General features: G+C 57.8%; 10 protein-coding genes. 4 read left to right on the forward strand and 6 right to left on the reverse strand.

Annotation, left to right across the window (positions count from 1 at the left end; all coding sequences use genetic code 11):
* Nucleotides 1-69 precede the first annotated feature (69 nt).
* The 4 genes from tssE to tssH are packed head-to-tail and all read left to right on the forward strand — an operon-like array spanning nucleotide 70 to nucleotide 7,022.
* Complete coding sequence (tssE, locus tag HEP89_RS23330) at nucleotides 70-621, forward strand: type VI secretion system baseplate subunit TssE (RefSeq protein WP_152510936.1); 552 nt, start codon at nucleotides 70-72, stop codon at nucleotides 619-621.
* Nucleotides 618-2,615 carry a type VI secretion system baseplate subunit TssF gene (gene tssF / locus HEP89_RS23335; RefSeq protein ID WP_022999370.1) on the forward strand — a complete coding sequence of 666 codons (1,998 nt, stop codon included), beginning with the start codon at nucleotides 618-620 and terminating at the stop codon, nucleotides 2,613-2,615. Before tssE ends, tssF begins: the two co-directional genes overlap by 4 nt.
* Nucleotides 2,612-4,189 (forward strand): type VI secretion system baseplate subunit TssG, encoded by a 1,578-nt coding sequence (tssG, locus tag HEP89_RS23340; RefSeq protein WP_168693178.1) that lies wholly within the window; start codon nucleotides 2,612-2,614, stop codon nucleotides 4,187-4,189. Before tssF ends, tssG begins: the two co-directional genes overlap by 4 nt.
* Before the next feature lie 25 nt (nucleotides 4,190-4,214).
* Nucleotides 4,215-7,022 carry a type VI secretion system ATPase TssH gene (gene tssH, locus HEP89_RS23345; RefSeq protein WP_168693179.1) on the forward strand — a complete coding sequence of 936 codons (2,808 nt, stop codon included), beginning with the start codon at nucleotides 4,215-4,217 and terminating at the stop codon, nucleotides 7,020-7,022.
* A gap of 91 nt (nucleotides 7,023-7,113) precedes the next feature.
* Here tssH and HEP89_RS23350 read toward each other — a convergent pair whose 3' ends face one another.
* From HEP89_RS23350 to HEP89_RS23375, 6 genes are all read right to left on the reverse strand, one after another.
* Nucleotides 7,114-7,410, reverse strand: a complete 297-nt coding sequence (locus tag HEP89_RS23350; RefSeq protein WP_031268781.1) for a PAAR domain-containing protein — start codon at nucleotides 7,408-7,410, stop codon at nucleotides 7,114-7,116.
* 107 nt (nucleotides 7,411-7,517) lie between these two features.
* A complete protein-coding gene (locus HEP89_RS23355; protein WP_168693180.1) occupies nucleotides 7,518-9,320 on the reverse strand; it encodes a M23 family metallopeptidase in 1,803 nt (600 codons plus the stop codon).
* A gap of 295 nt (nucleotides 9,321-9,615) precedes the next feature.
* On the reverse strand, nucleotides 9,616-11,553 hold the full coding sequence (locus HEP89_RS23360; protein ID WP_168693181.1) for an adenylate/guanylate cyclase domain-containing protein: 1,938 nt from the start codon (nucleotides 11,551-11,553) through the stop codon (nucleotides 9,616-9,618).
* Entirely contained in the window at nucleotides 11,550-12,230 is a 681-nt protein-coding gene (locus HEP89_RS23365; RefSeq protein WP_208984155.1) for a hypothetical protein, read from the reverse strand. The genes HEP89_RS23360 and HEP89_RS23365 overlap by 4 nt, the downstream gene beginning before the upstream one ends.
* A 161-nt stretch (nucleotides 12,231-12,391) precedes the next feature.
* Nucleotides 12,392-14,017 (reverse strand): caspase family protein, encoded by a 1,626-nt coding sequence (locus HEP89_RS23370; RefSeq protein WP_168693182.1) that lies wholly within the window; start codon nucleotides 14,015-14,017, stop codon nucleotides 12,392-12,394.
* A gap of 308 nt (nucleotides 14,018-14,325) precedes the next feature.
* Nucleotides 14,326-16,950: a caspase family protein gene (locus tag HEP89_RS23375; protein ID WP_168693183.1), complete on the reverse strand. Its 2,625-nt coding sequence runs from the start codon at nucleotides 16,948-16,950 to the stop codon at nucleotides 14,326-14,328.
* Between the last annotated feature and the right edge of the window lie 241 nt (nucleotides 16,951-17,191).

The raw sequence follows: 17,191 nt of genomic DNA on the forward strand, positions 1-17,191 counted from the left end.
CTTTCGAAGCGGCACCGCCACGGTCACACTTAGGAATTTCCGGGGCAGCAGTCAGCGTGGGCTTGGCCGATGGCTAAATCAAATGTGAAAATGCACTCCCCGCTGATGTGGGCCTTCCGTGCAATGGACGACCCAGACTACAAGGCTGCTCAGGACAGGCAAAAAGCAGCACAGAACGGCGCCAACCTCAGGTCCGGTCGGCGGCTTTCCAGATCCTACGGTGTTTCTGAACACACGCTGCTTTCTGAAGTCCGGCAAGACCTGCAGGCGCTCCTCAACACGGTCAACCTCAATTCCACTCAGGACCTTTCCGATTTTCCGGAAGTTGAGAGCTCGATCATCAATTACGGATTGCCGGACCTTTCTGTCCATATCGTTGACAGCGTTCGCATTGATCGACTTGCCGAAGACATCCGGCAAGCCCTCATCCATTTCGAACCGCGCATGGACCCGCGCACGCTCAAGGTCGAGCGAGACGACAAGGTCGAAAGTGATACCTTCAAGGTAAGATTTCTCATCAAGGCAGAAATACGCTGCGATCCGATCCGGGTCGCGAGTGAATTCGTTGCCGACGTCGACCCTGCTTTCGGCCGTATCAAGATCATCGGGGCAACTGCATGAACCGGGAATTTCTCGACCTCTACAATCAGGAACTCACCTACCTGCGAGAACAAGGGGCGTCATTCGCGGAGGCCTATCCTGCTGTAGCAGAACGCCTGGGTGGGCTTCTGGAAGACCGTTCCGACCCAATGTTGTCCGGATTGCTTGAAGGTACAGCCTTCCTGTCAGCTCGCGTGCAGCTGAAAATGAAGCATGAGTTCGCCGAATTCACTTCCAACCTGTTCGAACAACTATATCCAACTGCGCTGGCGCCCATTCCCTCTCTGGTACTTGCCCGCGTGACGCCGAAATATGGCGACGCGAATTTGCGCAACGGCATAAAGGTCGATCGCCATGCTCCCATGGAGGCCGTCTTCCGTGAACGCCAGGGAGAGGTTCGCTGCAGGTTCACTCTCACCTCTCCTATTACGTTGACACCCCTGGAGCTGACAGCTGCAAAGTACCTGAGCTCAGCTGCGCAGGTCTCCGGTCTCGGTGCGGAGATGGCTGAAGACAGACGCACGCGCGCAGGTCTGTCCATCACGTTCACACACCGCATGTCCGAGGATCCGGAAAACGAGGTTTCAGCCGAAGAAGCCTTGAAGAAACCTGAATACCAGGTGGCCGGCTGCCGGATCGATTCTCTTCCCGTCCGGTTGATCGGACCTCTGGATCTGGCTGCGAAGGTCTATGAACAGATCTTCGGACATACAATCGCGCTCTACATCCGTACCGAGGACGCCTTCGGTCAGGCCAGCCTGCAGCGCCTGCCCGTCGATGCCATCGAGCAGCTGGGTTTCGATGAAGAAGATTCCCTCTTGCACAACGACTTGCGCCTTTTTACCGGCTTTGATCACTTGCGCGACTATTTCAACTTTCCGCGCAGTTTCCTCGGGTTCCGTCTGACGGGTCTGCGCCGTTATCTGGATAGGGTCAAGGCAAAAGCATTCGATCTGGTCTTCGTGTTCGATGAAGCAGAAAACCGGTTGCCTGCTCACGTTGAACGCAAGATTTTCGCGCTTCACTCAGCGCCGGCAGTCAACTTGTTCGAAAGGCAGACTGACCGTGTGCCGATCAAGAAAGGGCAGCACGAGTTTGCTGTCATCACGGATCGGACACGGCCACTGGATTATGAAGTGCATGCCGTCACTGAAGTTTCCGCCCACTTCTCAGGAGGCGAGAAACGACCGGTTGAACCGCTCTACAGCGTTGCACCAGACACTGAAAAAGCCGGTCACGAGTGGTTTTATACCATTCGTCGTTTGCCGCGACGCCAGTCGTCTTCCGAAATCCGGCGCATGCAGCCGAGCCACTACATAGGTACAGAAACCTTCATCTCTATCTCAAGCGGAGCGCAGGCTGCCGCCCTGCTGCAAACCGGCAAGAAACGTCTTTCGGAACTATCACTGAAGGTATTGGCATCCAACCGGTCGCTGGCCGCAGATCTCCCCGTGGGAACCAACCCGGACAAGTCCGAGATTGGGGATTTCCGCATACTGGAGGATATCGGCCTCAAGGTAGATTGTGTTGCCGGCCCGACGTCCCCAAGGCCGCCGCTTCTTTCCTACAATGAAAGGCTGGGCGAACAGGGCCACGCTGGCGCCATTGCCTGGCGGCTCATTAACATTCTGGCCTTGAACCATACCGGCCTTGTGCACGATGCGGCAGGTCAGGACGGTCGGTCTTTCCGCGATGTGCTGAGCGTCTTCGCGCCACTTTCCGACAGTTCAGCAGACCGGCAGGCCCAGTCCGTTCGGTCGGTTTCGACAAGGCCAGTTGTGCGCCGCCTGCAACAGAAGTCCGGGACAGGTGTCGCCAGGGGGCTCGAAATCACGATCACGCTCGATGACAAGGCTTTTGAAGGGGCGAGTGCCTTTCTGATGGGGGCTGTCCTCGACCGGTTTGTCGCCGAATACGCTTCCATCAATCACTTCACGCAGTGTGTGATCGCAACGACCGAGCGCGGCGTTATCATGAAATGGCCTCCGCGGATCGGCGCGAAAGGAATTCTATGAGCGGTCCGGCAGACAAGGATCTGACGAAAACCCGTGTTGCACGGGACAAGACCGTTGTGCCTTCATCCTCCCGGAAGGCCCCGGCATGGCCGACTAAAGAGGAGACGGCGACGGCAGTCGAGACTGATGAGAAGGCCGACGCTGACGATATCTGGACCGAAAAACCGCAGGACAACAACACACCTGTGGACGAGACAGAAGCGCTCGCGGTCAAGTCGCCCGCGATTGAATCTGCCGCGATCACATCGCCAGAAGACGCCGCTCCCTCACCTGCCGACCCCCAACCAGAAACGCCTGCACCACAAATCGATCCTCCGGCGGAGACCTCTGCCGAGGTTACGGAAGAGGTGATTGAAACGCAGACCGCAGAGACTGCGTCTGATCCAACAGCTGAGGAAGCAGTTCCGGAAACCCCGCGTATCGAGGTGCCGGTCCAGCAGCAATACGCGTCGTTGCTTGCAGCCCTTGGAGACCGCATCGAGAAGCATCCAGGCGGACATGATCTGCTGGCGGTGCTGAGAATGCTCGAAGGCCAGACCGCTCCGGGAATATCAGAAAGCGGAATAAAGCCGAAGAACGCCGATGAGCCCGCTCCACCCAGGATCGGTAAAAGCCGGCGCATGATGGAAGACATCGTTCGCTTCGGTCAGGACCCGTCCAGCGAGTTCGCCACGTCGACCATTGAGCGTGCGACAAAGGACGGTGACGGCGGCTTGGTCTTGCTGGAACGCTTCCTTGGTTTGCTTGGGCCGCAAGGCGCTCTGCCTTCCGCTTATACCGACGAAGCGATCATGCGCGGGCTCAGAGGCGACGACAGTTTTCCAAGATTCCTTGACCTGTTCAACAACCGCTTCGTGCAGTTGTTCTACCGCGCGTGGGCCGATTCCAGACCGATCGTTCAACATGACCGGCCGGACGACGACCGGTTTCTCGCCTATCTCGGGTCGGCGATCGGCATCGGCACCCCGTTTTACCGGGACCTCGACAGGATCGATGATCGGCTCAAGCTGCTCTATGCGGGCCTTATGGCCCCCAAGACAAAGAGCGCCGCTCGTCTGAAGGCCCTCATCACGGGCGTTTTCGATGTCCGGGTAGAGATTGATCAATGTGTCGGGACGTGGCTGCATCTGGACAAGGACGATCAGCTCAAGCTTGGTGGTTTCGGGCCAGGCGGAGCCGGGCAACTTGGCGCCGACACGATCGTTGGGTCCAAGGTCTATAGTGTGAGTGACAAGATCCGGATCAGGATTTTCACGAGCAGTCTGGAGGAATATCGGCAGTTTCTCCCGCCAACCCGGGCAAGACCCAATCCCTGGACAGAGAAGCTTTTCGACCTCATCGATTTTTATCTGGGTCTGGAAATTGAATATGAAATTGAACTTGCGCTGCCGAAGAGATGCGCATCCGCTGTCCGGATGGATCCCAACAACTCCGCAACGCTTGGACATATCGGCTGGCTGAAGCCCGCCGCTTCCGGCCCCGACGACGATACTGACCTGGAGGCCGAAGAAGAAGAAATGCTTACCGACACCCGTTTCCGGCCTGTGCGTCGCCACACCACAGTCTACCAATAGGTCTCAAGTCTGAAGGACCGATATTATGAATGACATTACGGTTGAAAAAGTTGTCAACAAGACCAACTCAACTGCCTACGATAGCCTGGACAAGGCCATGAGGCTTACGAAGGATGCCGGCCACCGGCATCTCGAGCTGGTCCACTGGTTTTACTATCTGATCCGCAACGAAAATTCTGATGTATTTCATATTCTGCGGCATTTCGACGTCGATCTCGGCACCCTGGACAAGGACCTGCAGGCCGCGCTTGCAGAGTTCAAGATCAACCAGACCGAACTTCCGTCCATGTCCAAGCCTTTCCGCGAAGCGCTGGAAGGAGCCTGGTTCGTTGGCACGCTGACATACGGCGACTACAAGATCCGCACTGCCTATGTCCTTCTTTTCATGCTTGGCGAAGAGAGCACCCGCACGCAGCTTTTCCAGCTGTCCAAGGCTCTCAACAAGCTCAAGCACGATGAAATCGCGAACAACCTGGATGCCATCGCCGGATCATCCGGTGAAGTGCGGGCGAGGCCCATCGACGGTTCAAGTCCAGCCTCCGGTAGCGCAGCAGGCGAACCGGGCGCAGAGCCGCTCGCGGCAGGCGGCCCCGGGGAAGATGCACTCAGCCAGTTCACGGTAGATTTCACAGCTCGTGCGCGGGCAAAGGAATTCGATCCGATCGTCGGCCGCGACGAAGAAATCCGGCAAGTCATCGACGTTCTGATGCGCCGCCGCCAGAACAACCCGATCCTGACCGGCGAAGCCGGCGTCGGTAAAACGGCCATCGTCGAAGGCTTTGCGCAGAAAATCGTTGCCGGGGATGTTCCGCCCGCGCTGCTGGGCACTCGCCTTTGTGCGCTGGATCTCGGCTTGCTCCAGGCCGGCGCGTCGATGAAAGGCGAATTCGAGAAACGTCTGCGCGCGGTCATTGATGCCGTCCATGGTTCCATCGTGCCGACGATCCTGTTCATTGATGAAGCCCATACGTTGATCGGAGCCGGCGGCGCTGCCGGAACGGGCGATGCGGCTAACCTTCTGAAGCCTGCCCTTGCCCGCGGCACACTCAGGACCGTCGCGGCTACGACGTGGTCGGAATACCGCCAGCATTTTGAAAAAGACCCGGCCCTGACACGGCGCTTCCAGCCCGTGCAGGTTGACGAACCGGATGAGGAAAAGTGCTTTGCCATGGTGCGCGGCCTGCTTGGCCCGATGGAAGATCATCACCAGGTTCGCATCCTTGATAGCGCTGTGCGGTCAGCGGTATCTTTGTCACATCGCTACATTCCAGCACGCCAGCTGCCGGACAAGGCGGTCAGCGTTCTCGACACCGCCTCGGCACGTGTCAACATCTCGCAAGCAGCACAGCCAGCCCGGTTGCTGGACCTGGTTGCCCGAAAAGGTTTTCTGGAGACAGAGAAAAAGGCCCTGACCAACGATGCCGAACTGGGCATGGAGCATCAGGAACAGCTCGAGGCACTGTCCAACGCGATTACGGAAACCGAAAGCGCCATTGAGACTGTCCGCAATCAGTGGGAAAACGAGCGGAAACTGGTAGCCGGAATCCGGCGTTTGAATGCCGCTCTTGCAAAGCTTCGCGGTGTTGAACCTGCGCCTCATCCGGAAAGCGAGGCGATCGAAGATCCGCAGCACGACAAGCCCGCTCTTGTTCCGATCGATGAGATCGAGCTTGAACTTGACGTGGACCTGACCAACGAAGACGCCATTCGCGAAGCGCTCCAGGCGATGCGCACGGAGCTTTCCGAAATCCCCGAAGACGATCGCATGGTCTATGCCTATGTCGACGATGAGGCCGTCGCCAGCATCATTTCCGACTGGACCGGCATTCCGGTCGGCCGGATGGTGCAGGACGAAATGCAGACGATCCTGTCGCTGACCGACAGCCTCAACAAACGCGTGATCGGTCAGGCCCATGGTCTGGCAATGATCTCGAAGCGCATCGAGACCAGCCGCGCCCAGTTGGGCAATCCGGACAAGCCAATCGGCGTGTTCATGCTGTGCGGCCCCTCCGGTGTTGGTAAAACCGAAACCGCCCTGGCCCTTGCCGAGACCCTTTATGGTGGTGAGGAAAGCCTGATCACCATCAATATGTCCGAATTCCAGGAAGCACATTCCGTTTCCGGTCTCAAAGGCGCTCCTCCGGGATATGTAGGTTATGGCGAAGGCGGCCGGTTGACCGAAGCCGTGCGGCGTAAGCCTTACTCGGTCGTCCTTCTGGACGAAGTCGAAAAGGCTCATCCGGATGTTCACGAAATCTTCTTCCAGGTGTTCGACAAGGGTTGGATGGAAGACGGAATGGGTCGGAAGATCGACTTCCGCAACACGTTGATACTGCTGACGTCGAATGTTGGCACTGACATCATCATGAATGCTGCAAGTCACATGCTGGACGCGCCGGTTTCCAGTAATCCGGACCTCGCGGCAACCGACCCGAACGCGCCGGATCCGGAGAAGCTCGCGGAAACCTTGAGACCGGCATTGCTCGACGTGTTCCCGCCAGCCCTGCTCGGCCGTATCGTGACCATCCCCTACTATCCGCTGTCACCATCCATGCTCGGGTTCATCGTCCGGCTTCAGCTCAACCGTATTGTCAAACGGGTCAAGCAGAACCGGGATGCCGTGCTGAGTTATGGCGACGACGTGGTGAGCCATATCGTTTCACTCTGCCGCGACCCGGACAGCGGTGGCCGCATGATCGACAACATCCTGACCAACGACCTTCTGCCGAAGCTGTCACGTGCGTTCCTCACGGCGCAAATGAACGGCGAAGAACTGAAGGGTGTGACCTTGAAAGCGACGGAAACCGGTATCGAAATCGAGCCGGCCAGCTGACATCAACCAACAAAAACGCCGGACAGGTTCTCCTACCTGTCCGGCGTTTCGATTCCGCCCGGAAATCTGCCTGATTGTCGCCGGTCCTGATTCAGCCACCGATAAGAACGGTAAATTCCCCTGTCGTGATCGCGCCCCCCTTGGCTGTTGGATCGCCAATGCGGGCCGCGGGCAAACTTCCGATAAGAACAGTCAGCGACCCCATGATAATGGGGTCGACATTTGCGGGCGGAGGGCCGACACACACGCAAAGGTCCGTCATTCTCGCAGCAGGACGCTTACCGATCAGGACGTTGATCTTGCATGGCGGCGCAATCGGCAACCCCGGCGGAACGGGTGTCATCGGGCACATATGAAAATCGCCCAGGCGGGCAGCTGGTCTGGTCATGGCAGCCTCGTGCGTTGTTACACTCTTGCCAGAATGAACGTTCCTGCGACAAATACTGGGACCTGAATCACAGTCTGGCGTATTTCAGCGCTTCCGCAAGTCCTGTTTCACTGCACGCTCAAAATGTCGGCAATCACCGTCCGGTATTCCTGCAGATCCTTGCCCCCGACAGACTGCGGTGCTTCCGCTCCCGTCTCCATTTCAAAGGCCAGCGGGTCTGTCGGCTCTCCCCTGTGTCTGATTTCGAAGTGAAGGTGCGGTCCGGTGGAAAGCCCCGTAGTTCCGACGTAACCAATCAGATCACCCGCCTGAACCACAGACCCTAGCTGGATGCCATCGGCGTATTCATGCATATGCGCGTAGCGGCTGGTAATTCCGTCCTTGTGGGTAAGTTCAATGAAATTGCCATACCCGCCTCGAACATCGCGATAGGTGACCTTTCCGGAAAAGGCCGCGTGGATCGCGGTTCCAGTGGGGGCCGCCCAATCGACACCGGCATGCAGGCGTTCCGTTTTCTTGATCGGATGAAATCTCATGCCGAACTTCGATGTCAGAACACCTTTGACCGGGACAAGCATGGCGCCGGACAAGCTGACCTTGCCACCTTCGTTCACACAGGCAAAACCGCGATTACCGGGAGCTTTCAGCACGTAGCAGCGAACGGACCAATCGTCCCCACGCCGAACACCGGCAAAGAGCACCCTACCACCGCCACGCTTCTCGTCTCGAGCACTGTCCGTGAATACCAGAGTGACCCTCTCATCTGGTTTGATCGACCGCTTGAGGTCGGTCATGGGCGCCAAATATGCGATTGCCTCGCCCACGATAGAAGCGGGCACGGCATTGCGGACTGCGGTGGCATAAACACCGTCGATCAAGCGATGCGAGTTGGCAGGTTGAGTTGCCTCCTCACCCGCGATCTTCTGTTCCACGATCGTCTTGCCAAACCAGGGATCGGCGCCGGCTACATACCCGTCCCCGTCTCTTCCAACCGAATAGGCGGCTGTACCGATATACCCTTCCCGGCCGTAGATCGAAATCTGGACAGGCCGATAATAATCGCCAATCCGGCCTACCTTGTTCGGCATACGAACACCTCGCACCGCGATCTCGTCGCCTGCGATCAAATCGCTTTTGTCAAAGTTGTCCTTGACGAATTCCACCAGTGAATCCAGGACTTCCTCGTCGAACCCTTTGCCTTTCAGGAAATCCTTGAGCGGAGCCGCTTTTGCTACTTCCTCGCGTACTTCGACCCGGCTGGGCCCCTGACCGATGGGACGCTCGGTGAGATAGAGGTTCAACGTGTCAGTTGACGGTTTCAGAAACACCGGCAGATCAGGAGAACCATCGTCCGCGGGCTGCGCATCTTCTTCAACGACTATGCCCTCGGCTTCATCCCCGCCCCCGAAATTGCCGAACTGAAAGTCCGCCTCACTACCCGGTGCGCGAATAACCAGGTTGCCGTCATCGTCCAGCATCTGGCTGTCCAACACATATGCGGCAACAGACGGTACCGACGCAGCACCGTCCCCGATCGCAGCGGCTGGCACTGGACGCTCCGACAAGTCTATCCGCCGATTGGCGGCACCATCCTTCAAAAGGACCGGGTCGCCCGCCAACGGAATGACTGCAGAGAGCGCCATGTCGAAAAAAGGATCGGCTGGAACATCGAGATCCTCTTCGTTGGTCAACGCAGTGTCATCAACATCCTGTTCCAGGGCTTGGTCATTGGCGACGGTTTCGTCCGGATCTTGCTGCGGAGCATTTTCCGGAGAGGCGCTGTCCGACACCGCTTCGGCGATGTCCTGTAACCCGATTTCCTCAGGAGGTGACAGGGATATCGCGCCGGAGGAAATCAGATGGGCAATGCCGCCAGCAGCACCGCCCAGCACCAGGAACCCGATGGCCATTGCAGCATAAAGTACAATGGGTGACCGTTTCGGAGACGCCCCCTTGGCCGGCGCAGCTCCTGGCTTTGGTGGTGGTGTAGCGGTAGGGCCAGCTTGTGGCGCCTTTTGCGACGGACGGATCACGGTCCTGTCAAACTCTGGGCGATGAGCACCCGGATTTTGGTTGTCAGGCCATTGGACCATTGTGAGACCTTAAGCGCAGCGTCGCAGCTGCTCAGGCTGCCGAAAATCAATATCCCGATCATGCAGGATGATTGGGAAAGATGCAAAAAATGCTGTGTTTGAAAGCGCTTCGTCAGGAGCGCGGAAACGTGACCAGCCTGCTCCTGTCCTGTTCCTGCCGCGCGATCGTCCGTTTTTCTTCCGGCTCCATGTACATTTCGGGTAGATCCAGAGTGTAAACGGTGATGTCGGAACTGAGACCACGCAATTGTCCTTTCCAGATCTCAGCAACCGGATAGGACGAAGGCAGTTTCTCGGCGACCGATTGACTGACTGCGAGACGAACCTTGTGGTCCTTGGCAACGGATTCGACCCGGCTTGCCGTGTTGACGGTGGTACCCATGACGGTGAAGGAACGGCGATGTTCACCACCGATGTCGCCCACCAGAACCGGTCCGGCGTTAAGGGCTATGCGCAGGTCCAGCGGTGGTTGTCCGGTAATTTCGCGCAATCTGTCTAGCAGATTTATAATTTCTGTTGCGGCATCGACAGCCGATTTTTCGGGATGCTCGACCGTATTGGGTGCGTTCCACACCGCCATGATCGCGTCGCCGATATACTTGTCGATATACCCTTGGTGAGCGGTGATCACCTGTCCGATGCTGTCGAAACAGGAATTGACCACGCGCACCACATCCTTATCGGCGAGTTTTTCCGACATCTTGGTGAAGCCGACGATATCGATGAAGGCCACGACGACATGCCGGGTTTCCCCACCAAGCGCTGGCAATTGTTCGGAACTCGCCATCAGCTTGATGACATCCGGGGCAAGGTAGTGACCGAAGAGCCTCACCAGAGACCTCTGCCGGCGCTGTAGGATGCCTACCTTCCCGACAGCCGCGATGATTGTCGCGGTGACGAAGGCAACCGGAGCAACGCCTGGCGAAGGAAACATACCGAGCTCCATACTGCCAAGGCTCACGCCCAGTCCGCAAAGCACTCCGCCGACAGCCACAACAGGTAAGACGACCAGCGGAAGCGACAGACCTGCGAGCGCGCCAACCACGGCAAAGATGACCGCAAATGCGGGGACGAGACCAGCGGGAGGCTCGGTCACGATCCTTCCGGCGATAGGCGAGCCGATGAAATCGGCCAGTACAAATACACCGGCGGTTTGCGGCTGTACGCGTGGTCGCCCGCTTGGCCCCGTTTCTGCCAGCTGTTCTGGCAGATGAGGCAGGAAACGGTCAGAAAAAAGATGCTCGTCTTCATAGGGCAACAGCCCGCCGAACAGTACGATGCGGCCTTCTGCAAAACGGGCAAGTTCCTGCCTGCCCTCTTCACTTTCCAGAAGCTGCAGAACGTCGATAAGCGAAAGATACGGAACGGACGTTGCGAGGCGGGCGGATGGCACCGGAATGTAGGTTTCAGCTAACTCGACATCTGCGATACCCAAAAGCGCATCGATCAGATGTGGCGAAGCTGTGAGAGGTGAATGCGGCTCGTGTCGTCGCACCACACCGTCGCTGTCAGTTGAAACGATAACCGACCTGACACCGCCCTCACCGGCTGCAGCGGAAAACATGCGTTGAGGTACGCCTATTTCGGTATGAGCAATGAACACCTTGCCGCGGTTCTGATAGAGGAACCGCTGAAATGCCAGGTCAAAACCTTTCAATCTGGCTTCGCCGGTGCTGGGGTCCACAAAGCCGTCCGCACTATAGGCAAATACAAAGTCATAGCCCAGCGCCACCGCGCCGGCATTCAACATGGCTTGTCCGGCCTCTGCCAGAACCGGGGTCATCAGAACCCGCGGTATTGGTGCCAACCGGTCGGAGTTAAGCGCTTTTTGATCAAGGCCGACCACGACAACAGGTGCAGGACCTGCCTGCTCCTTGTTGTCCATGAGGGCCTTGATCTGGAACAGGCGGTCTGTCACCCACCCTTCCCAGATGGCCTTTTGAGCGGATAAACCGATGGCGATCCCAGCCCCTACCGCAACGAGTGCGATGAGCAAGATGAGCTGTTTTCGTCCAATGGCTGCGTCCGCGAACCGGCCGCCAAATATCATTTCACGATGACGACAGCGGTTTTCCGTCCAACCTGGACCGGGTCGATAGTGATCGTGCGCATGACGACACCATAGTCTGGCGCCTTGCCTTGCAGGAACAGCTCAACCTCTACGGCCTCGTCTTCCGGCTCACGGTTCGGCATATCGGTCAGAATATTGTCGAGCATATCGAAGCGCTTGGGTTCACCGCCCCCAAAGGAAACAAACACCGTGTCGTATTGATCGCGCAGCTTGTTGTCGAACCGCAGCATCAATGACGCAGCTTTCTTGTTTTCCAGTGTAAGGCCACGCAGCGTGACGGTCAGACCTTTGTCAGCCTTTTCGCTGTCGGTTCCGCTGTCTGCCTGCAAGCAGTTTCCCGCTCTCAGAACTTTCTGTTCAGAACCTTCTGCGGTGTATCCCTCGGAAGATACCTTGAGCACACCGGCCTGAATCCTGACTTCCTGACACGCGGAATAGTCCAGCAGGTCAACATGCCCGGTAGCGCCGAGATCGACTACGTCACCAGGCATTAGCTCGGTAAACGCGGACACATCAACACCTTCCGACTTGTCCAGCACCAGCGCAATCGGATCCGCTAGTGCAGATCCGGCTGACAGCGCAAACATCAGACCCGCGAGAGCACTCGTGGCCTGCAAACTTCGCCTTGAACAGGCATGCTTCAAAATCCGTTTCATGAAGGGCTCCTGATTCCCTGGTCATTCCAAATACGCCCGGCCTTTTCGACGCAGCCCAGCGCTGACTATGGTTCGATATTACCAGAGGATGGCGAAATGAGTGTGGCCATGGTCACAAAAATTCTTTTCAAGCGCAACAAGATAGAAGGAGACCTCGCGTGTCAGCCGGCGGGCTCCGTGTAGACACCGGCAATACCCACGGCATCTGCATACTGGCCAATCAACTCAAGCAATTTTGGTGTCAGCTCGGCGCTCAGAGGTTTGCCATCGAGTGCAGCCAATACGCCGACCAATTGAGGCATCGGTTTGGCCGCCCGTACCATAACGATATGGTCCGCACCGAACGGCAGGGCAGCCCTCAAGTTCAACACATAAGGCTTGGCTGCCTGAACCGTGGTGTCCTTGCCAAGCGGGTCTGCCTTCTTGTTGGGGGCAAGCAGACGAAGCGTGCCGTCTGCTTCCAGTGCAAACACGGCCATATTGCCTGCCTGGTCCGATTTAAGACCAACCTTGAACGCATCTCCTTCGGGGATATGCCCGACTGACGGCTGGAGTGTTCCTTCAATAGGCTGGCGCTCACGTGACAAGGCATAAAGATCGGTCAGAAAACCCCATTTGGTGACAACATCGGAAAACCGGTCGATGTTGGTCGCCTTGCCGCGCAGCACCACGTCGCCAAATTTGGTCAGGACGTCGCCTTCTTCCACATCCCAGAACAGATCCGCGGCCCCATCTTCAACGACCTTCAGGCGACCTTCCTGTTTGCCGGCCAGCTGCTGCAATACCGGTGTGGCAGCATTGGTGCTCGCAGACAGGGTCAAGACGCCGTTTTCCTGTGCGAATATCTGCTCGTTGACACGCGGCAGGACAGCGGCGCGGCTGTCACCGCTCATGGTCAGGCTGGGCGACTGGCGCCCCTCCGTTGCGACCCGTACGGTTTCCTTGAGAAACAGGCTGAGCTCCTCCATGGAGATACCGCCATCACGATCCAGGTCCGCCCTTCCCTCGACACCGCGCGCGAAGGCCCAGCTCAAGGCACCGCGCGGTTCACCGGCAATCAAAAGTTCCGGGATGACCTGTCCATCGACAGTAGCGCCTACGTAGATAACGTTGGGAAGGTCCTGAACGTCGCCTGACTGCTGCGCGTTTCCGGCCAGCATGGGCGGAAGAGGTTGAGAGCGAAGGGCGTCGTTTTCGAACGGGGGTAAACCAACCAGCCGCGTCCCCAGACGTGTGATACGTGGGTCCACGGATCGGGTCATTGTGCCCGAGTGGCAGCTATCTGCCAGAACCAGAACACTGCGCCCACCAGCAGCCCGGAGCATTGCGGCGATGTCATCGTCTCGCAGTCTCTCGCCATTACCCGGTGCCGCAATATCGAAACCGGCCAGAAGGAAGACTTCGTCCATGCCGTCTTCTTCCGAACCCTTTACCCACTCGGGCTCCTGTGCCCCATGCCCAGCATAGGACAAAACAAGAACATCATCAGCGTCCGCGCGGGAAATGAGATCCTGCCACGACGAAAGGATTGCCTGCCTCGACGCATCGGCATCGTATAGCGTGGTCAGGTCGGTAACACCGGCAGCTGTCAGTGTTTCGGCGATGTCTCGCGCATCATTGACCGCCCCCTTCAAGGGAGAAACGTGCTGATAGGCGTCGACGCCCACAACGAGTGCTCGCCACTGTCCGGCTTCCGCTGTCGAGCCAAAGCTCACTGCAATAAGAAACAGGCCGCACATTCTGGCCCAGATATATCGTCCGGACGCCAGGCCAAATGGAACATTCATCGGTGTTACCTTTTCTGTGCGAGGTTAGCCCCAGCTACCGCCGCCGCCGCCACTTGGGCCACCGCCGCCTCCACCTCCACCATTATCCCGATCCCGTAAACTAGGATCATTGATGGGATCGTACACAGGCGAAGAAGTTGGGCTTGTTGTCGTCTTTGTCCGTGTTACTGGTTTTGCACTTTGTGGGGGTGAGACTGCTTGCGGAGCCGGATTTTGCTGTGTCTGGCATCCCGCCACCATCAGCGTCAGCAGTCCTGTGACTGGCAATAAGTACAAGAACGATTTCATCTGAATATCTCCCTCAGCGATTAAAACAGATCATATCTGGGACGGTTCTGTTCCCACTGATGCTTTACCAGTGCAATCAGGGCCTCATCGCCTTCGGAAGGCGCCCGTCCAGAGGCTTCAAAGAAGTCGGCCAGGGCTTCACGGGTTTTCCGTCCCGGCTGCCCGTCAACCGGTCCTGGATCGAAACCGAGATCGGTCAGGGTCTGTTGCAACACCTTTGCCTTGAGGTTTTTCCGCGCATCGCCGAGAGCGGTCTTTGCCTGCTCGGCAGCCTGAGAAGACGGTTCTACAGCCACAGCCATGGCAAGCATCCGAACACGGTCCTGGCCTGCGGCATCGCCATCTTGCTGGCCAAGCATCCACGCGGTGTTGAATGCACCCCAGGGATCTCCGCGCTGGGCACTTTCACGGAACCAGCGAGTTGCCTCTTCCGCGTTTTTCTCAACACCCTGGCCATTGTAGTAAAGCAGTCCGATGGCCGTGCCTGCGGCGGGGTGCCCGCCTTCATGTGCTTTCATGAACCAGCCAAGTGCTGCTTCATAGTCCTGCGGCACACCTTTGCCGTCGCGGTACAGCGTCCCCATGTTCAGGTAGCCATAAATGTCGTTCCGCGATGCCGAGCGATTGTAGTAATAAACGGCGCGGTCGATGTTTTCTTCCACATGCTGGCCATTCAGGTAGAAGCCACCAATGGCATTGAACGAGAACGTGTGGCCTGCCTCCACCGACTGCAGCAGTTTGTCCAGGCCGTCCTTTTCGTTCTGGGCCGTGCCTTCACCCTTGATCTCGGCCATACCAAGCGAATGCAGAGCATAGGCGTCGCCCCGCTCCGCAGCCTTGCGGTATAGGTCGACAGCCTTCTCGCGGTCACGATCGATCCCGGCACCCAGGAAATACATGCGCCCCAGCACCTGGCCGGCACGAACATGTCCCATCTGGTAGGCCTGTTCAAAGTAACCGACAGCCTGTTGCAGGTTACCGGCGGCAAATGCTCCACGACCGCGCTGGAAGACGAACCGGCCGATCTCCGGGTAGGCAGCCATAGCTTCGGCGCAGGCCGTATCCACAGCCGCCGCATCAAGATCGTTGGCGAGCCGTCCTTCCGTAACCGCCTGCAAATCGAAAGGCTGGGTTGCCAGGCGATCGCATTGCGTTACACGGGGTTGAACGATCTGCGTGATGGTTCTTGCAGGCGTTCCTTCGACAGCCGGCAATTCCAGAGCAAATTTCCGCGCTTCACTTTCGCTGCCGATCTGCGGACGGACGGTCAACGTCGCGAGAGCAGAAACAGGAAAACGGTCGCCGGCCTGCAGCAAGCGGTTATCGGAAGCAAGCTGCAGGTCCGTATCGACAGAGACAACCTTCAACCAATCGCTTGTTGCCGGCAGATCCTCGACAGGCGCATCCGGATAGACGTTTACGGGGCCGGTGCCGATATCAGCTTCTACCGCTCCCTTCGAGGCCGTGTTGCCGAGCCATGACAGGAGAGCTTCAAGCCGCTTCGCGCGGTTTTCTTCCACCTGCTCGTTTTGCACCGGCGCTTCGGCCTGTGCGACCGTAATTGAGGCGATCGCGGCTGCAGAACCACCCCATTGGTCCTCTACTTCGTAGGAGATCAGTTCCACGTCGCCGGGTTTCGAGCCTTCCGGAAAGAACTCGAGACTGGCAAGCTCTGCCGCATCTATCACGTCCCCCTCAGCAACGGCCCGGCCTCCCGGCAGCTTCAAGGTACCTTTTTCGGGTAGCAAGGTGAGCTTCGCCTTCAGCGTTCCACCTTCCGGCTGAACCGGTTCGGGGATGCTGATCGGAACGGATTCAGCCGATGCAGATACACTGACCCTGTGATGGGCAGTCACGATCGGAGCCGGTTTGGGCGGTACGAAATAGAAGCTGGTGACGAGCGTTGAATCCTCATATGGGATCTGCTGGCCGCCGGTCTTGCGAACCACGTCATCGCGAACCTTGGTCATCAGGTCCTTGATCTCGAGCGCCGGATCAAGAGCATTTTCGACCACAGAAGAGGTGAACGGGCTCATCGGCCCCTTGCCGTCGTAGGCAACCTGACCAGGACGCGTGGCATAGGAGATGAATGTGCCGAGCTTGTTCGGAATCCGGCGCAGCCCTCTGGTCTTTCCGAGCGAATATTCTTCCTCGCCCCAAAACAGGCTTGCGATTTCGAACGGGTTGTCCCGGCAGGCGTCAAGCATGACGATCTGCAGGCTGGAAGCGGCCTTCATGTAGTCCAGCAGATGGGACACCTTGAGGCTTTCGAATTCCAGGTCGTATTGAGAGGACAGTTTGGCGTCGACAGGAAGAATGAAATTGGATTCGCCAACCTGAAGCGCATGACCGGAATAGTAGAACAGCGCCGTGTCGCCGTCATTCAGTTCCCGCAGGAACCGGCGTACGACCTGCTCCAGATCCTTCTTGTTGAGGTCCGTGCCGATCGTCACATCAAAATCGGCCTCCCGAAGGATCCTGGCGATTTCCGTCGTGTCCGTAACGGGATTTTCCAGCGGGGTCACATACTGGTATTCCTGGTTGCCGATGACCAGCGCAACCCTGCGCCCGTCCTCGGTCTGTGCCATCGCCTGGGCGGAAGGCAATGCAAGAGCAGCCCCCACCGGCAGGCTCAGAAGGCCCATCCTGACAGCTTTCCTAAACCGGCCAACAGGCTTGGTGGAGGTCATAGATTTGCCAACTCGTGTGGCAAGAGGTCGATAATCCCGTTTCTGCATAACGTCCTCAGCGCTTAAATCCGCGTGTAACTATCGCGCTAGAGCTGCTGCCTGTCTGTGATGGAACTCACACGGAGGCACTTCCGGCTCCAAAGCGTCCGGCGCCCCCGTCGATCAAATACCCTTAGGGAAAGTGATGCACACTTGT

This window comes from Labrenzia sp. 5N, assembly GCF_012395805.1.
Classification (GTDB): domain Bacteria; phylum Pseudomonadota; class Alphaproteobacteria; order Rhizobiales; family Stappiaceae; genus Roseibium; species Roseibium algicola.

What these genes read in the sequence shown, in the direction of transcription:
- HEP89_RS23365 (WP_208984155.1), bottom strand. Translation starts at nt 12,230, where the DNA reads ATGAAACGGATTTTGAAGCATGCCTGTTCAAGGCGAAGTTTGCAGGCC.
- tssH (WP_168693179.1), top strand. Translation starts at nt 4,215, where the DNA reads ATGAATGACATTACGGTTGAAAAAGTTGTCAACAAGACCAACTCAACT.
- HEP89_RS23370 (WP_168693182.1), bottom strand. Translation starts at nt 14,017, where the DNA reads ATGAATGTTCCATTTGGCCTGGCGTCCGGACGATATATCTGGGCCAGA.
- HEP89_RS23355 (WP_168693180.1), bottom strand. Translation starts at nt 9,320, where the DNA reads ATGGCCATCGGGTTCCTGGTGCTGGGCGGTGCTGCTGGCGGCATTGCC.
- tssF (WP_022999370.1), top strand. Translation starts at nt 618, where the DNA reads ATGAACCGGGAATTTCTCGACCTCTACAATCAGGAACTCACCTACCTG.
- HEP89_RS23360 (WP_168693181.1), bottom strand. Translation starts at nt 11,553, where the DNA reads ATGATATTTGGCGGCCGGTTCGCGGACGCAGCCATTGGACGAAAACAG.
- HEP89_RS23375 (WP_168693183.1), bottom strand. Translation starts at nt 16,950, where the DNA reads ATGGGCCTTCTGAGCCTGCCGGTGGGGGCTGCTCTTGCATTGCCTTCC.
- tssE (WP_152510936.1), top strand. Translation starts at nt 70, where the DNA reads ATGGCTAAATCAAATGTGAAAATGCACTCCCCGCTGATGTGGGCCTTC.
- HEP89_RS23350 (WP_031268781.1), bottom strand. Translation starts at nt 7,410, where the DNA reads ATGACCAGACCAGCTGCCCGCCTGGGCGATTTTCATATGTGCCCGATG.
- tssG (WP_168693178.1), top strand. Translation starts at nt 2,612, where the DNA reads ATGAGCGGTCCGGCAGACAAGGATCTGACGAAAACCCGTGTTGCACGG.